Source organism: Photobacterium sp. (genome assembly GCF_033720175.1).
Taxonomy (GTDB): Bacteria; Pseudomonadota; Gammaproteobacteria; order Enterobacterales; family Vibrionaceae; genus Photobacterium.
Genome location: NZ_JAWWDA010000002.1, coordinates 372,284 through 389,928, shown reverse-complemented (window position 1 = coordinate 389,928; position 17,645 = coordinate 372,284). Strand labels below are relative to the sequence as shown.

Here is a 17,645-nt window from a genome sequence, read left to right as displayed (position 1 = left end):
TCGAATAACGATGATAGATCTTTATCTAGCAATAATCAACCTGACGGAGATTAACGTTTAATCACACAGCATAAACTCTTTTCACAACCAACTAACTGATATCCCTTTGCTATACTGATTTCAGAAACGATAACGAGATATTGCTATGGCCAATCTATTTCGCTCTGCCTGTTTAAGCCTGTTACTTGCTGGCTGTAGTACTGATGTCTCAACCGATTACAATAGCCAGGTTGACTATAGTCAGTTCAACACATACCTGTTTGCTGCACCGCCAAGCCAGACCGCCGTCAGCCTTGACGCTACGCGAGTCGAAGAAGCCATTGCGACACAACTGGCAATGAAAGGCTTGCGGCACGCCTCAGAGACTAACGCTGACCTCACGATCAAACACTACATTCAGAAACAATCAGACTTTGAATCTTATGGTACCAGCGTTGGCTTTGGCTACGCTTCCAGAAACGTGGGGATCGGATTCAGTTCTCCCACCCGTTACAAAGAGTACAACTACGGAAAACTGATTGTCGAGCTAATCGAAAACAGCTCCAACCAAGTGGTGTGGCGCGCTGTTTCACAGCGAAAACTCACTGAAACCATGACACCAAGCTCCAGAATTGAATTCATCGATAAGCAAATTAGCGAAATGTTCAAGCAGTATCCGCCGCAGTGACCGTCTGTCTGCCGGTGTCTTTAATTCTTATTGGTCAGTCAGATAATTATGCGACCGATTTATATGTATAAAAAAGTCCTCAATTGAGGACTTTTTAATTTGAGTGGATACCTTTTTAATCAGTTATTTAGTTGTCACTGGAATACCAGCACCTCGTTGACCGTTACGAACTTGAACGAATACTGCCGGCGTCCATGCTGGTACTGTCATCTTGCCATCCGTAAATGTTGCCCCTTGAGCAAGAGATGACGTGTGTAGCGGGCTTAACGTTAAGCCAGATACATTATCAATCGCAATATCTTGAACTGAATTTGACGCATTAATCACAATCACCAGCCCATCCATGCTGCTATCAATATCGACACCCGAATTTTCACCGTTATCAATCGACATCACAATGAGACCCGGCTCCTGAGCTGCACCTGTATTATGGAAATCCACACGTGCGTTGACTTCAGTACCTTTCCCTAAAGTGATCAGAGAGTAAGACTGACGCAGGTTCGCTAGCTCTTTATAGAACTCGACCATTTGTGCCATATTCTCTGGCGATGCTTGAGCGTTTACTCCCGCACCGTCAATCACTTTAGTAATGATATCGTAGTTGCTGCCATCTTTGTCCTGCCGAGGTAAGCCTTTATCCCAGTTGTTATCCTGTAAGGTAAAGTCAACCTTATTGTACCAGTCACCTGAATCATAAGAATCACGCTGCATCGATTTAGAACGTAGCAGTTCAGCCCCCATATGGGTGAATGGTACGCCCTGACCAAGCAACGTTGTTGCCAACGACACAGCTTGCATTCTTACTCGGGTATCAGCATCAACGGTATAAGCGATTTTATACTGGTTGTTATCCCAAAAAGTCTGATTATCGTGCTTAGAGACGTAGTTCTGAATTTCTGTGGGATCGACGGCATAACCTGCTGGCTGGCCGTTGTAATCCACTTCATCACCACATTTCTTCGTACCTTTAGAGTCGATCAAGATGAAATTCTTGAGATTACCGGCCATACCCAGGCGCGTGATATCAGCAAGATGCAGCGCTGTTTCTAGGCTAGTTTTGCTCATATCGTTCGGCAGTACATGGGCACCGTTACCAAAGCCCTGGTTTTGGCGTAGACCATCACCACCATCGAATGGGCCACCACCACGAACAGCATCACGCAGTCGGTCAGAGAATGAACCAATACCTGTACCACCTAAGTGTTTTTGGGTCGCCTGAACAAAGCGCGTGTCGTTTTCAACTTCACCGAAGTTCCACCCTTCGCCGTAGAAGTAGGTATTTTTATCAACTTTCTGTACTGCTGCCAGTGAGTTCTTGATCTGATCTAACGGGTGGTGCCCCATCAGGTCAAAGCGGAATGAATCAATCTTATAATCACGTGACCAAACGACAAGTGAATCAGTGATCAATTTTTCCATCATTGCCCGCTCAGGCGCTGTATTGGAACAACACGTTGAGTTTGTAACATTACCGGAAACGGGATCCAGCCGGTTGTAGTACCAAGGTACAATCTTATCCAGAACAGATGTGCGTGACTCTGGCCCTGCAGAATTGGTATGGTTATACACCACATCCATCACGACGTTCATACCAATATTTGTCTTCACCGCCATTACAGCTTCACGAAGCTCAAGGATTCGTTGTGTACCATCTGGATCGGTTGAGTACGAACCTTCAGGCACCGTGTAATGAAATGGATCATAGCCCCAGTTAAATCCGTCTGTCTCCGATACGTAGCGATTCAGCTCCTGAACCACCGGATTTGATGCTGAATCAGTTTTCTGTACTGTCGCCAACACATCGGCAATCGTTGAAGGGGATTTGCAATAAGGTGCAAACGTCTCTGATTTCTCGACATTTGGATTCACTGTACATAATTTGCTAAACGCAGCGTCAATATTAGCGACCTGTTGCGGATCTTCATTGATTGTCGCAATATCAAAAAACGGCAATAAATGAAGGTGGGTAACACCATTGTCTTTTAGAGACTTCAGATGTTTGACCGGTACAGATTCAGCACTTGTGAAAGCAGTAAATTTACCACGTTGTGCCTTAGGCGTTGACTCATCTAGAGCTGAGAAATCACGAACATGCGATTCATATATCACAAACTCTGCAGGGTTGGTTTGTGTAACTGGTCGTGCTAAAGAATCCCATCCCGCGGGTTTTAATGAACGATCAGTTAAATCTACAACCTGACTAAACTCTGAATTCATTGATAAGCTCAATGAGTACGGATCCGTTACTTCATACTCTACAATGGATTTCGCAACAGGATGATAGACATTAATTTTGTAGCGATAGTAGTCAAATGCTTGAAGATCACTTGTAGCCAAACTCCAAGAGCCGCTAGCTTCGTCGAACACCATTGGTAAGGTTTTTACAACGGCTTTATCATCAGAGTATTTCACTACAGCAACCGACTGGGCCGTTGGTGCCCAGAGACGGAATGTCACATCAGGGCTTCCGATAATTGCACCATAGGCCAGGTCATCTGCAGTACCGGCATCACCTGCATAGAGATCGTCAATAGCCGCTGAAGACTGAACTTGAGTGGCTAGCAACACATTACCACTCGCATCATAGGTTACTGTAAATAGCTGCCCCTTTAAGATGTCTTTCGGTGAAACATCTGCGCCTTCAAAATCCAGCGTCCAGCTTTCCAGGTTATTCAGATGTGGGAACTTAAGCGACCAATCATTGCCCGTCGCTTTCATTGTAGAAATTGTCTTCTCTACACCTGAAAAAGATTGTTGTTTACTGTCGTATTCAATTCCACCTTTACTTGAATATAACAGCTCAACGTTAGCCGCACCGGCTTCAACGGCTAGAACATTACTCGTCAACCAATGTGCGGACGCACCAGCGAACTGAGCCGATGGTAATTTCACCAGCGGCTCATAATAAACTGTCGAGCTACCCTCAAAGGTAAATGCTGCATTACCAATTGCTGCTGCTTTTTCTAGATCAAGTTGTGTGTTATCTAATAAAGGTTTCTCATTACCAATATGTGGAATAAAGTTAACACACTGGCTTGGATCATCCTTCGTCGCAATATCCCAATAAGCACCGTATGTTTTACTTGTGCCCGTTAATGGTAAGCCTGCCTCCCAGTCGGTCGCAGACCCCTCAAAACTGCCACATGTATCATCATTCCATACATGTAACGACAAGTCCGAATAATCTTCACCTTCAAGATTTATATAAATACGTGATGTATTTTCAGGTAGTTCAGGTACTCGTTCAGGAAAAACGCTGGTAATGCCTTCTGTAGTGAAAACATAATTACCGTCATTATGAACCTGGTTCAGATCCAATTTGGCATTGAAATCACCGAGAGGTTTGTTTAATTCTGAGTCTCGCGGAATAAAGTTAACACACTGCGAGTCATCATCTTTCAAATCGATAACCCAATATGCTCCTAATGTTTCGTCGACGCCACTTAAAGGTACCCCTTGACTCCAATCTGAGTTTTCACCGTCATAACTTCCACAAGAATCATCATTCCAGATATGTAAGGTATAACCTTCATACTGATCAGCCGTTGATGATTTAGCCACTTGTCGAGAGTCACGCTTAAAATAAATCGCAGCTTGGTTTTGAGAAATCGACACAAGCTTGCCACTCTCACTCCCCCCCTTATCTCCTCCACTAGGACTAACATCAGAAGATGAATTATTACAGCCAACAACGGCAACAGCAGAGCATAGCGGTATAATTATTTTCGCAAGTGCTGAATATTTAAATTTATTAGTGCTTTTTTTCACAGTTATAATCCATTATTCAATTAAAAAATTGGCGACGAATATAGAAACGATCAATTATTAAAAAAATGATAAATGAATCAATGACAATGAAATCAACCTTGTTGATAAGGTCAGGGGGATGAGACTGAGGGTGGAGAGAATATAAAATTTGAAATAACTCACACAAGTCAGGCTTAGACTCGTCATTAAAGAACAAAAAATATGCACCAATACTTAGGCAGGTCACTCTTTGTAGGCTAAATACAAGGTGATTTGTAAGTTTTTAATAATTAATGTTTTTTCACTAGTCATACGACAATGTTCATTTTTGTGATTTAGGCCAACCTATCAAAACTGTATTCAGATAATACAACTCCTCTCAAGAATAAAAAAAATGATAAACCATAAATAATTCCATCAAAAAAGCCCTGCAATGCAGGGCTTTCAAATCATAACTCATGTATTTATATAGCAGCTTGAAAGCTTATTTCGCCTGACGACGCTTAACAACATCATCCGCTAACTGACGCAGAACTTTTTCCGTATCTGCCCAGCCAATACAGCCATCGGTAATGCTTTGGCCATAAGTCGGCTCGGTGCCTTCAATAATATCCTGACGGCCTTCTACCAGATGGCTTTCGATCATCACACCGAAAATATCACGGTTCCCCTCTGCAACCTGCTTGCCGACGTCTTCAGAAACAATGATCTGACGCTTGAACTGCTTCAGGCTGTTCGCGTGACTAAAGTCGATCATCACTTTCTTGCGCTGACCGGCTTTCTCCAATTGTTCCGTGACGGTATTTACATCTTCCGCACTGTAATTGGGTTCTTTGCCCCCACGAAGAATAATATGACAGTCTTCATTACCTGCGGTTGATACGATCGCCGAGTGGCCATACTTGGTCACCGATAAAAAGTGGTGCGGTGCGCTGGCAGAACCAATTGCATCGGTCGCAATTTTGATGTTGCCATCCGTCCCGTTCTTAAAGCCTACCGGACAAGACAAACCCGAGGAAAGCTCGCGGTGAACCTGAGATTCCGTCGTACGGGCACCAATTGCGCCCCAACTGATTAAATCACCGGTATATTGTGGTGTGATCATATCCAGGAACTCACCCGCAGTCGGCATGCCCATGTCGGTCAGGTCAAGCAGCAACTTACGTCCAATACGCAAACCATCATTCAGCTGGAAGCTACCATCCATATAAGGGTCATTGATCAGTCCCTTCCAGCCGACGGTTGTACGTGGTTTTTCAAAATACACACGCATCACTATTTCTAAACGATCTTTCAATTCTTCCCGTAGTGCTGTCAGCTTCTTACCATATTCAATGGCTGCTTCAGTATCGTGAATAGAACAAGGTCCCACAATAACCAGCAAACGGTCATCTTCATCATTGAGAATATTGTGAATAGCCTGACGCGACTGAAAAACAACTTCAGAGGCCTTCTCAGTAGCAGGATATCTTTCTAATACCGCCACCGGTGGTAATAGTTCTTTAATTTCGCGAATGCGTACGTCATCGGTCTTGTACATACTTCTTTACTTCCTGTGTTACAACATCACTACAGATTCGGTCAAATACGTAAGTAATGTCTTCCATACTCCAAAAAAGATAAAACTAACTTATCGCCTTCAAACCGCATGTGCAAATGCTTATTGAAATATAATTACATATTTATACCCAAGCCACTTCAAGATGCGAGTTTCACTACACTAAAGAATGTAAAAATGACATATTCACTACCTTATGAACCACTCAGATTGGGTAATATTGAAATTAATTGGTCATTTTAAAGCTATTTCTTTGAAATTTCCTCATCAAAGCAATAACATGGCTTAAACATTCTCATAAAATACTGAGGTCGTGTTTTTGCCTGAAGACGCTATCATTTCATTTAAACAAGTTGATAAATGGTATGGAGATTTCCATGCCCTAAAAAACATCAACCTTTCCATCGACCATGGTGAACGCCTGGTTATTTGCGGACCGTCGGGATCGGGTAAATCAACCCTTCTTCGCTGTATTAACGGCCTTGAGAAGTTCAATGCAGGTCAGCTTGTTGTATCAGGCCAATCCCTTGATAAAAAACACTTAAAAACTATTCGCGGCAGCGTCGGAATGGTTTTTCAGCATTTCAATCTGTTTCCGCATATGACAGTACTCGATAACCTGACTTTGGCACCTCGGCGTACGTTGAAAATGTCGAAAACCGAGGCAGAGACGCAGGCAAGGGAATATCTGGAACGCGTTCATATTGGTCATCAGGCAGGAAAATATCCGGCACAGCTTTCTGGCGGGCAACAGCAGCGGGTCGCTATCGCGCGATCTTTATGTATGAAACCTGACATTTTGTTATTTGACGAGCCAACGTCTGCCTTAGATCCTGAAATGATTAGAGAAGTGCTGGATGTCATGAAAGAACTGGCGGATGAAGGCATCACCATGGTCTGTGTCACCCATGAAATGGGCTTTGCCCGCCAGGTCGCCGATCGGGTTGTCTTTATGGATGAAGGCGAGATCGTTGAGATTGCACCGCCCGCTGCGTTGTTCGATACACCGAAACAGCAACGTACCAAGCAATTCCTTGAACAAATCCTGAGTTATTGATTTCGGATATTTGATATCTATGTTAAATAAGCGCTCTCTCACTGTCGGGTACAACATCATAAAGCCGGTAGTCTCAGGCCTATTACAAATAGCGCTTGTAGTAATGGCCCTGATCTGGCTATTAAACAGTGGTGCAGAAGCGATGAACTATCGCTGGCAATGGTATCGTATTCCGCAATATTTATGGTTTGTGGAAGACGGTGAATGGTTTCCGGCGGAATTACTGGCGGGGCTATGGATCACCCTGAAAATTTCGGCGATCAGCCTATTCTTTACCCTTCTTATCGGCCTGACTACCGCCCTGCTAAGGTTGTCTGATTCTATCGTCGGCCGTGGCCTTGCCCGTAGCTACATCGAGCTTATCCGCAATACACCACTGCTGGTTCAGATTTACCTGCTCTATTTTGTGTTTGGCCCGGTATTAGGGTTGGAGCGCTTTACCACTGCGGTACTGGCTCTTTCCCTGTTCCAGGGAGCCTATACCTCAGAAATTTTTCGGGCGGGGTTGAACAGTATTGCCAAAGGCCAGTTTGAGGCATCTGAGAGCCTCGGCTTGTCTCACATCGACAGCTACCGATTTGTTATTTTGCCGCAAGTGATCCGGCGTATTTTACCGCCACTGACCAATGAAACGGTCTCACTGGTCAAGAACTCTTCTATTGTCAGCATTATGGCGATCTTTGATTTAACCACCGAGGGACGCAATATCGTTGCAGATACCGCCATGCCATTCGAAGTATGGTTTACGGTGGCCGGCATTTACCTGTCAGTCACCCTGGTCTTATCCGGCTTTGCCGCCTGGTTAGAACATAAAATGAATGTACCGGCTTAATACCAATATTATTCATTGTGCGGGATCCAAAGCACTGAACCCCGCCATTTAAGGAGAAAGGAAGCATGAAACGACTACTCACCGCTTTTCTTGCAATATTGACATTAACGGCAGGATCTTCCGCCCTCGCGGCAGATAAAAGCACGCTTGTAGACATAAAAGAACGAGGCACGTTACGGGTCGGGCTATCAACTTTTGTACCATGGGCAATGAGAGACAAACAAGGCGAGCTTATTGGTTTTGAAGTCGATGTTGCCCGTCGCCTGGCTGAGGATGCCGGCCTGAAGGTCGAATTCATTCCAACCGCATGGGACGGCATTATTCCAGCCCTGCTTGCGGGTAAATTCGATGTCATCATCGGAGGCATGTCAATCACTGCGCAGCGTAATATGAGTGTGTTATTTACTTCTCCGTATGCCCATTCAGGGGTTCAGCTTGCAGCCAACAAAGAGATAGCCGGCGACAAGACCACCATTGCTGACTACAACAAGCGCAGCGTAACTCTGGCTGTTCGTCGCGGCGCATTTACCGTGCAAACGGCTAAGAAGTATTTTCCAAAAGCCAAATTGCGCCAGTTTGACGATGATGCACAAGCTTTCCAGGAAGTATTGAATGGTAATGCGCATGCGGTACTGGCATCTTCACCAAAGCCTGAACAAATGACGATTCAGTACAATGAAAAACTACACATCCCGCTAACCGAACGTTTAAGCCGGGGCTCTGAAGCATTTGCTCTTCGCCACGGTGAGCACGATCTACTGAACTTCTTTAATAACTGGATTCTGCTGCGCACAGAAGACGGCTGGCTGAAAGCGCGCCATGATTACTGGTTCACCACCTTAGACTGGCAAGACCAAGTGTCAGAGGGACAGTAATCTTGCCGCACTGCAATATATTAACGTTGCTTGAAAAGCAAACGACAAAGCCGAGAAAAACATTCTCGGCCTTGTCCAGGCTCAATAAACTCGACTGGCTGCTGCTCGCCATTATCGGCGTGTTTTCGGGCTGGCTTTATTACCGTTCCTCAGTGGGTATTCACTATCAGTGGAACTGGCCGAGAGCGTTCAGCTTAATTTTCGCATCCGGAAAAACGGGTGAACTGCCCTATTTCTTCCAGGGATTTGTGACGACCATTCGGCTGAGCCTATGGGGAATAGTGTTTGCCGGTCTGCTAGGTTTACTGCTCGGGTTAGCGCGCCGATCACCATTAATGATGCTTCGGCTGCCCGCTCAGGCCTATATCCAGCTGGTACGAAATATTCCACCGCTGGTATTCGTTTTCATTTTCTACTTTTTTATTTCCAGCCAGCTAGTACCGGCGATCGGTTTAGATAACCTTCTGCGCTACCACAACGGTGAGATTAACGGCATTCAGCACTTTCTGTTTGGCCCTTCAAAACTGTGGGAAAACCTGTTCTCTGGTGTACTTTGTGTCGGCCTGATCTCCGCAGCTTATATAGCCGAAATCGTTCGATCGGGAATTGATGCAATTAGCAAAGGCCAATGGGAAGCCGCCGATTCGCTGGGCCTTTCTCGCTGGGATCGCTTTCGCGATATCATTTTCCCACAAGCATTAGCGGGTATTGTGCCCCCGCTGGCCGGTCAGTTTATATCACTGGTTAAAGATTCGTCGATTATCTCACTGATTTCGATCCAGGAGCTGACGTTTGTTGGCAGTGAAATGGCGAACTCGTCCGGCTTAATTTTCGAAATCTGGTTGCTTGTCGGCGCTGGATATCTGGTACTGTGCCTGGGACTGTCGCTGCTGTTCGGCCGGTTAGAAAAATACAGCCAGAAGCATAAACAGAGAGAGTGAAGATGAAGAAGGCATTTTCACTGATTACAGCCTAAACAGCTTTGATGAAATAGGGTCACGCCGGAAGGAATATGCCTCAAACATTCCCAGTATTGTTCCCTTTTGCTGATATTTGAGCACTAGGGCCCTGTCACCATATGCCATGCCCCCGTCGATGTAGCAGCAGTTCCCCCTGACGACTGGCCATAGTGCTTCCACTATATTGTGCCCGTGCAGAACAGCACCAACACCCTGTACTATTGTCGCGGCTCCACTGAGAAAGGCTGACCGATCGGACAGCATCCAATCAAGATCGGACTCACTGACAGTGGCGTTATCAATCGAAGTAACAAGTACATCCCAGTGATAAGGAGCGGGTACCCCTGCATGTACAAGGCCGATTCTGTCTCCGCCAACCTCAAGCGTTATAGCCACAGGTTGTGCAGCAGCATAGCGTATCATATCCGTTAAATGGTACAGGTCATGATCATCACGCCATAAACCACCATTATAAGCCCATAGAAGTGCACTCTGAGCATCTCCAGAGAGCGCTTTGTGTGCCATTATTTCGTGATTACCAGCCAGGCTGACTATCGCGGGATTGTACCGTGCAGCCCCGAGAACCGATAATGACTGATTTCCACGGTCGATTAAGTCGCCAAGAATAAACAGCCTGTCCTGAACTCTGCCATCGACAGGAAACCTGAATCCGATTATGTTCAGAACATCCATCAGCAGGCCGAACTGGCCGTGTATGTCGGATATGAAATATATCTCGAATTCCGACCCCTGCTCCAGCTGTATCAATTGATGCATATCCGCCTCCATCAGAAGAGTTCTTCAAGACTAGATTATTCCATGCAGCAATGGGCTTCTTTAGTGCTCTCTGTCATTTCCTGTCTGATGAAGCGTCTATAATTTCGGCCCTGCGAAAGCAATCGATACTGTGATCGTTCACCATGCCGGTTGCTTGCATATGGGCATAAATCGTCGTAGAGCCGAGAAATTTAAAACCTCTCTTTTTCAGATCGCTTGCCAGTCTATCTGACTCCGCAGAGGTCGCCGGATAATCCGCGAGACATTTCAGATGATTGGTCTTTGGCGTACCTGATACAAAGCCCCAGATATAATCGGCAAAACAGCCAAATTCAGTTTGGACTTCAAGAAATCGTTGGGCATTATTGATGGCAGCTTCAATTTTACGTCGGTTACGAACAATACCCGAGTTATTCATCAGTTGCTCAACGTCTTCTTCATCAAAAGAGGCAACGACAGCGGGATCAAAATTGGCAAAGGCTTGACGATAGTTTTCCCGCTTTTTTAAAATGGTGTACCAGCTAAGGCCTGCTTGAGCAGATTCTAGCACCAGAAATTCAAAAATCTTATTGTCGTCATGCAGTGGTACGCCCCACTCAAGATCATGATAGGCAACATAATCCGGCTTGCTCGTATCGAGCCACGGGCAACGTGTTGGAACTTCTGACATCGGCAGTTCCTTGGTTTTGATAGGTTATTTAAACAGAACTCTATCCAATCAACTCTCGGCTTTGACTAAAAGCCAGTGAATTATCGCTGAAACGAGCATCTTAAGATTACTTGGGTATAAAATAATGCAGATAAACAAGGAGATCAACCGGAGCAATGGCTTCACCGAATCTGGATAAATTCAGAGTGGCAAAGTGATATTTAGCGGGTTGTTTATTGGTGAGATCGCGTTGAGGAAACGTGTCTTATCCACTTAAAGTGAAAGCCATATTGGCGATAAGTCTAAAGTAATGAGTAAAGGGGGGATGTCTTAAAACGGCACCTGTGAGACAAACTCCCTTTGCCTTAACCCGATCGATCGCAAGTAGATCGGTTCGAGTTTTCCCCCGCCGCCCTGTTCAGCTAAGCGGTGTAGTCAGTTGCCATGGCTAGTTCAGTGAACGATTAGCACGGATCGCCAGTTCATTACGATCAAAGTCAAGCTGAACAGTGAATAGCATTAGAAAGTTTCGTAATTTTTTCATTTTTGTTTCTCCCAAAAGCCTTAAAAGGCAAAATGTAACTAAGTTCCGTAACTAAATTACACAAAGACTATACCTGAGTTTTATTTTGTGATCCAGATCTGATTTATTACGTATTTGTGACACGTGAATCCGTTGGTAATTTAGAGAAATCACCAGCCCTACAGAAAAAATTAAAAAACCGATGGCAATTCAGTGATCCATACTTATATGTCCCTAAAACAATTCGGGATACAGTGTCCTGCGAGAATTTAGTGGCTTTATACCTGGCTGATATAGGAACAAATAGTGATTCTATTTGGAGTGTGGTTAACGTAGTATCATTACCATCGACACTCGCCCCTCAGGAATTAGGGGGAGCTCGGTCACAAAGCTACTGGATGTAGTAAGCCCCGAAAAAACACAAGGAGAAAATCAGTGTGGACAACATTACTCCCCTGTTAAACCTTCGCATTATCGAACCCGGTGATTATAACGAACTGGCAACCTTAATGGACTTGGTGTTTGATGACGTCGGGGGCGCATGGCCGCGAATGACGATTATGGATTTGATCCACCAATTTCCTGACGGTCAGATCTGTATTGAAGATAGCGGTAAAATAGTCGGCGCCGCCCTCACCATCAAGGTTGATTACAACCGCTTTTCACTCAGCCACACCTATACCGATATTATCACTGAGCAAAATGTGATTCAGCACCAAGCCAGCGGGGACGCCCTGTACGGCCTGGATGTATTTGTGCATCCGGATTACCGAGGCCTGCGCCTTGGACGGCGACTGTACAAAGCACGCAAGGAACTTTGCCGGAGCGCCAACCTGAAAGCCATCTTAGCCGGCGGCCGCATACCCGGCTACCATAAGGTTGCCGATGAACTCTCCGTTCCCGAGTACATCGAAAAGGTCAAGCGTAAGGAACTGTATGATCCCATTCTGTCTTTTCAGCTGTCCAACGACTTCGACGTTAAACGCCTGATGAAGCGCTACCTGCCTGAAGATGATAAGTCCTGCGGATATGCCACCTTGCTGGAATGGAGCAATATTTTTTACGAAGCGGATCTCCCGTCAATTCTCGATACCGAGAAAACGCTGGTTCGTCTGGGGATTGTCCAGTGGCAGATGCGGGCGATGATCTCTGTGGACGATCTGATCGATCAGGCCGAGTTTTTTGTCTCATCACTCTCTAACTATCAAGCCGACTTTGCCCTTTTCCCGGAATTTTTCAATGCCCCGCTAATGGGATTGAAGACCGAGCAAAGTTCGGTAGAAGCCATCCGTTTTTTGAGCGAGTTTACCGAAGATATCAAGCAACGCTTTTCTCAGATGGCGGTCACATACAACATCAATATTATCTCGGGCAGCATGCCTGTACTGGAAAACGATCGTTTGTATAATGTTTCTTACTTGCTGCACCGCGACGGCTGCATTGACGAACAGTATAAAATTCATATCACTCCCCATGAACAGCGGGACTGGGTTATTGATGGCGGTGATAAGGTCAAGGTATTCGAGACCGATGCCGGGCGCGTCGGCATCCTGATCTGCTACGACGCGGAATTTCCTGAGCTAGGACGTATGCTGGCAGAGCAAGGCGTGCAGATCGTGTTTGTTCCCTTCTGGACTGATACCAAAAATGGCTACCTGCGGGTAAGGCTATGCGCCCAGGCACGTGCCATTGAAAATGAATGCTACGTCGCCATCGGCGGCAGCATCGGTAACCTGCCGCGAGTCAATAATGTCGATATCCAGTACGCACAGTCTGCGGTGTTTTCTCCGTCAGACATTTACTTCCCGCACGATGCAACAATCACCGAGGCCAGCCCTAACACTGAAATGATCGTATTTGCCGATGTCGAACTTGATAAGCTCAAATACCTCAATACCGAAGGTTCTGTAACCAACCTGCGACACCGCAGACTCGATCTCTACGGTGACTTCACCCGCCCCCAAAAAAAATAACGCTATTTCTCGTTAAAAAGCTCTCTCCATTCCGGCCAGAGCTTGGCGAGATCCATATGTTCTTCGATGGTATCGGCTAATCGATCAATACTCTGCTCGCGAATAGCATCAAAATCCGGCGTCTGCGTGGCTTCCAGACCAGCCCACGACAGGATCGCATCACACGCTTCTGCCTGCTCGAAAATACCATGCAAGTAAGTGCCGAATACCTGATTATCGACACCGAGTTGCCCGTCAGGGCCATCTTGCAGTTGCACCGGCGCATTTGCAGCTACGCCTGAGGTTACACCGGCATGAATTTCGTAGCCACGCACAGGTACAGCACTCTGAGCGGGAAGTTGTAATGTTCCTGTCGTTTGTTTTAGCTGCTTATCGGGCGCTAACACCGTAGAGGTATTGAGGTATCCAAGGCCTCGACTGTCGCCCGCATCACCTTCGATACCATCAGGATCTGAGATATGTTCACCCAGTATCTGGTAACCGCCGCAGATCCCCATCACTTTGCCGCCCAGACGTAGGTGGCGTTCAATTTGTTTGTCCCAGCCTTGTTCGCGTAAAAAGGCTAAGTCACTGCGAACACTCTTGGTCCCTGGAATAATAATCAGATCCGTCGGCGGCATCTGCTGACCTTTGCCGACAAACTGTAAATTGACTTGTGGATGCATGCGCAAAGGATCAAAGTCAGTATGGTTACTCACCCGGGTCAGTACCGGTACAACCACGTTCAACTGCTCTTCGGCCGCTTCAACCTGCTGAACATTGATCGCATCTTCCGCTTCCAGCATTAATCCGTGCAAATACGGCAGCACACCAAGTACGGGTTTACCGGTTTTTTCTTCCAGCCAGTCCAGACCTGACTCAAGTAGTTTAATATCGCCGCGAAAGCGATTAATAACGAAGCCTTTTACGCGCGCCTGTTCAGATTCAGACAGCAGCGCCAGTGTGCCATACAGATGAGCAAAGACCCCACCACGGTCAATATCGGCGACAATGATCACCGGGATGTCGGCTTTTTCAGCAAAGCCCATGTTGGCAACATCATTGTCACGCAGGTTGACTTCAGCCGGACTCCCCGCCCCTTCGATAATTACCGTTTGGTATTCATTCTGTAAACGTGAAAACGAATCCATTACCGGTCCCATCACAACTTTTTTGTAGCCGTGATAGCCAATCGCATCCATATCAGCAAGAGCTTTGCCTTGCACAATGACTTGCGCCCCAATGTCTGTATTGGGTTTTAATAATACCGGATTCATGTGCACGGTCGGTTCAATACCGCAGGCCTGTGCCTGTACAGCCTGAGCACGGCCAATCTCACCACCATCTTTGGTCACGGCACTGTTCAATGCCATGTTCTGAGATTTAAATGGCGCAACTTTAATGCCTTTGCGGGCCAGTATCCGACATAATCCCGCAGTCAGTACACTTTTACCGGCATCTGACGTTGTTCCCTGAACCATTAACGCTTGAGTGGTTAACTGCATGTTCTACTCTGCTACTTCTAATAAATTATACCAACCGGTATTAATACTGTTGCAGGATTGGCCATTGAATTTTCGGCCAGTCCTTTCGTTTCCATCATGACAAACTGTTACGCGGTAACGTGTAACAGAGAATGCATCTACAACTTGTTCAGCAGAAAAGCCAGACGAATTCAACACTCCGCCTGGCTTTATCACCTTTTAAAACAATGAATTAAGTGCTAGGCATAAACCTTAGCAAAGAAGCTGACCAGCTTCTCGGTGACGAATTGCGGCTGTTCCAAATTACTGATGTGCCCCGCATCGGGCACAATCACCAATTCACTGCCTGTAATTGCATCTTGCATCAGTTGCGCTTCTAATGGCGGACGAGGCATGTCTTGTGCACCAACCATGATCAACGTCGGCAGCGCAAAATTTTCAATATCATCGAAGGCATCACGACGGCCAAAGACCATTCGGCCAATCTGGGTAAGATCGACGGCATGCTGGCCGGATATTGACGCCAGGTGAGAACGGAATGCAGCGACTAACTCAGGGTTTTCCTGCTCCGCATTGCGCGCAAAGAACATCGGGGTGATCGCATCGACCATCTGAGCCGGAACTTGCTGCGCGGCGGCAATCATATCCATCATGTCAAAATACTTCTTGTGCATAACCTCTGGCTCAAGACCGACAAAGGTATCCATCAGCACTAAAGACTTAACACGGCTTGGGGCCAACACGGTCAGCTCTGCTCCCCACATACCACCAACCGACAGTCCCACTAATGAAAAAGTCTCGATCTCAAGGTGATCCATCAGGCTCAGTATATCTTGCGCGTAATCTCGAAGGTTACGCGTCTTCGCCGGAGCCGCATCCGACTGACCATGGCTCCACAAATCTGGAACAATACAACGGTACTGTTTGCTCAGCACCTCAAGCTGAGGTGCCCACATTTTACTATCCCATAGGTAACTGTGACCAAAGACCAATACAGGTCCTTCACCCTTGTCGATATAGTGCATGGTTTTAGAATCTATGGTGAACGTTTTCATTGATTGTTCCTTTTTATCGTTTTCATTTTTCATTTACAATATTTGTTCATCACGGTTTGTAGCCCCTTTTGATAGAGCACCCAAGCAGTAATACCAGCAGCAAAATTACCCAGCATAGCACCAACAAACATCCCTTCGAGCCCCGCAAGGTAAGCACCTAACCATAGGATCGGCAAAAAGCAGACAAATAAACGCAGACCTGAAATCAGTAACGCTCGCATTGGCAGAGACAGAGCATTGCAAATCGATACCATCAACATGCACACCCCTAGCGGACCGAGACTAATTGGCAGCCACGTCAGATGAAGAGACAGTACATTTCCGACACTGACTTCACTGGTTAGTAATTGTGACAAATAGGGCGATGCAAAAAACAAAATCGCCGCAATCAGCAGCTGCCAGATCAAAACAAACTTAACGGCAATACCGACCAGTGCTTTTATTTTATTGATATCACCAGCACCCAGTAACCGGCCGACCATCGGCGGCATCGACATGGTAAGCGCAAGGATCACCACAATCGAGAAAAACTCTAATCGCGAGCCCAACGCCCAGGCCGCAACGGTTGCAGCACCGAAGCCAGCCACGAGTTTGGTCGCGAGCATGGATGACAGAGACGGAAGTAACTGACTTAGCATAGCCGGTGCCATGATATCTCCCAGTTCTTTGACTGATGATAAGACATCAAGCCCTTGCCATTGAAAGCTCATCCAATGCCGTTTAAAGACCAGAGGATATACCACCAGCATACCCGTTGCGAAAGAAACAATGGTTGCCCATGCAGCTCCCGCCAACCCCATATCAAAAGTAAAGATGAACAGTGGATCCAAGGCTATATTCAGCAAGCTGGTCACAACCATCATGATGCCGGGCACCATGGTATTACCATTGGCACGGCATAAGCTGTAAGCAAAATAGACCATCGCACCGGTCCATGCACTCCCCAGCCATACCGGCCAATAGGCATCAATGACAGGATAAACGTTTTCCGGAGCGCCCAATAAGCTCAGAATCGGTCCGCGCAGCAGCCAGATCAACCAGCAGATGACAAACACACCAATGCCACCTGTGAGTACCACCAATCCGCCCAGCTGTTTCGCACGTTGCGGTTCATTTGCCCCGAGAACACGGGAAATCAGTGATGTCGTCGCAATCCCCAAGCCGACCTGCAGGCCAATAACCACCATTTGCATCGGCAGGGTAAAACCTTGTGCCGCAAGCGGCAAGACGCCAAGCTGACCGATAAAGGCACTATCAACAAGCTGAAAGCTCATCAATGACAATACCCCAAATAACATCGGCCACGTCATTTGAAACAGATGCCGGGCTAAATCCGGATAAGAAGAAGAGTGAGAAACTGTTGCAGAATTTACGGGCATGGCATTCAAGGCAGTAATGAAATAGGCTGACTAGTTTACGAGCTTTACCGACAGAGCTAAAGGGAAAAACTGAACCGCAAGACAATACCGCAGGTATAAACGCACCTCGATGACAAGGCCATTCTTAGCCA

The 17,645-nt window shown here is 46.4% G+C and carries 13 protein-coding genes; 6 read left to right on the top strand and 7 right to left on the bottom strand.

Annotated features, from left to right (window positions below):
• The first annotated feature begins 145 nt into the window (after nucleotides 1-145).
• The gene (locus tag R3289_RS04350) at nucleotides 146-667 is read left to right on the top strand and encodes a DUF4136 domain-containing protein (protein ID WP_318924261.1); all 522 of its coding nucleotides are present in this window, start codon (nucleotides 146-148) and stop codon (nucleotides 665-667) included.
• Nucleotides 668-790: 123 nt separating this feature from the next.
• Here the strand turns inward: R3289_RS04350 and pulA are convergent, their stop codons facing one another.
• Together pulA and aroG are read right to left on the bottom strand one after the other, a co-directional pair.
• A complete protein-coding gene (gene pulA / locus R3289_RS04345) occupies nucleotides 791-4,435 on the bottom strand; it encodes a pullulanase-type alpha-1,6-glucosidase (RefSeq protein WP_318924260.1) in 3,645 nt (1,214 codons plus the stop codon).
• Nucleotides 4,436-4,898: 463 nt separating this feature from the next.
• Entirely contained in the window at nucleotides 4,899-5,954 is a 1,056-nt protein-coding gene (aroG, locus tag R3289_RS04340) for a 3-deoxy-7-phosphoheptulonate synthase AroG (protein WP_318924259.1), read from the bottom strand.
• Nucleotides 5,955-6,291: 337 nt separating this feature from the next.
• On the opposite strand from aroG, the gene R3289_RS04335 reads away from it, so the two are divergent.
• From R3289_RS04335 to R3289_RS04320, 4 genes are all read left to right on the top strand, one after another.
• Entirely contained in the window at nucleotides 6,292-7,029 is a 738-nt protein-coding gene (locus tag R3289_RS04335; protein ID WP_318924258.1) for an amino acid ABC transporter ATP-binding protein, read from the top strand.
• A gap of 19 nt (nucleotides 7,030-7,048) precedes the next feature.
• Nucleotides 7,049-7,861, top strand: coding sequence for an amino acid ABC transporter permease (locus R3289_RS04330; RefSeq protein WP_318924257.1), 813 nt, complete (start codon nucleotides 7,049-7,051; stop codon nucleotides 7,859-7,861).
• 65 nt (nucleotides 7,862-7,926) lie between these two features.
• The gene (locus tag R3289_RS04325) at nucleotides 7,927-8,736 is read left to right on the top strand and encodes a transporter substrate-binding domain-containing protein (RefSeq protein ID WP_318924256.1); all 810 of its coding nucleotides are present in this window, start codon (nucleotides 7,927-7,929) and stop codon (nucleotides 8,734-8,736) included.
• Between the two features lie 26 nt (nucleotides 8,737-8,762).
• Nucleotides 8,763-9,677, top strand: a complete 915-nt coding sequence (locus R3289_RS04320) for an amino acid ABC transporter permease (RefSeq protein WP_318924294.1) — start codon at nucleotides 8,763-8,765, stop codon at nucleotides 9,675-9,677.
• A gap of 24 nt (nucleotides 9,678-9,701) precedes the next feature.
• On the opposite strand, the gene R3289_RS04315 is transcribed toward R3289_RS04320, so the two are convergent.
• Entirely contained in the window at nucleotides 9,702-10,472 is a 771-nt protein-coding gene (locus tag R3289_RS04315) for a metallophosphoesterase (protein WP_318924255.1), read from the bottom strand.
• A gap of 73 nt (nucleotides 10,473-10,545) precedes the next feature.
• Nucleotides 10,546-11,142 (bottom strand): DNA-3-methyladenine glycosylase I, encoded by a 597-nt coding sequence (locus R3289_RS04310; protein ID WP_318924254.1) that lies wholly within the window; start codon nucleotides 11,140-11,142, stop codon nucleotides 10,546-10,548.
• A 939-nt stretch (nucleotides 11,143-12,081) separates the two neighbouring features.
• On the opposite strand from R3289_RS04310, the gene R3289_RS04305 reads away from it, so the two are divergent.
• On the top strand, nucleotides 12,082-13,617 hold the full coding sequence (locus tag R3289_RS04305; protein WP_318924253.1) for a bifunctional GNAT family N-acetyltransferase/carbon-nitrogen hydrolase family protein: 1,536 nt from the start codon (nucleotides 12,082-12,084) through the stop codon (nucleotides 13,615-13,617).
• Between the two features lie 2 nt (nucleotides 13,618-13,619).
• Here R3289_RS04305 and R3289_RS04300 read toward each other — a convergent pair whose 3' ends face one another.
• From R3289_RS04300 to R3289_RS04290, 3 genes are all read right to left on the bottom strand, one after another.
• Nucleotides 13,620-15,101: a cobyric acid synthase gene (locus tag R3289_RS04300; RefSeq protein WP_318924252.1), complete on the bottom strand. Its 1,482-nt coding sequence runs from the start codon at nucleotides 15,099-15,101 to the stop codon at nucleotides 13,620-13,622.
• Between the two features lie 218 nt (nucleotides 15,102-15,319).
• The gene (locus R3289_RS04295) at nucleotides 15,320-16,135 is read right to left on the bottom strand and encodes an alpha/beta fold hydrolase (protein ID WP_318924251.1); all 816 of its coding nucleotides are present in this window, start codon (nucleotides 16,133-16,135) and stop codon (nucleotides 15,320-15,322) included.
• Between the two features lie 29 nt (nucleotides 16,136-16,164).
• Nucleotides 16,165-17,514, bottom strand: a complete 1,350-nt coding sequence (locus R3289_RS04290; protein ID WP_318924250.1) for an MATE family efflux transporter — start codon at nucleotides 17,512-17,514, stop codon at nucleotides 16,165-16,167.
• Between the last annotated feature and the right edge of the window lie 131 nt (nucleotides 17,515-17,645).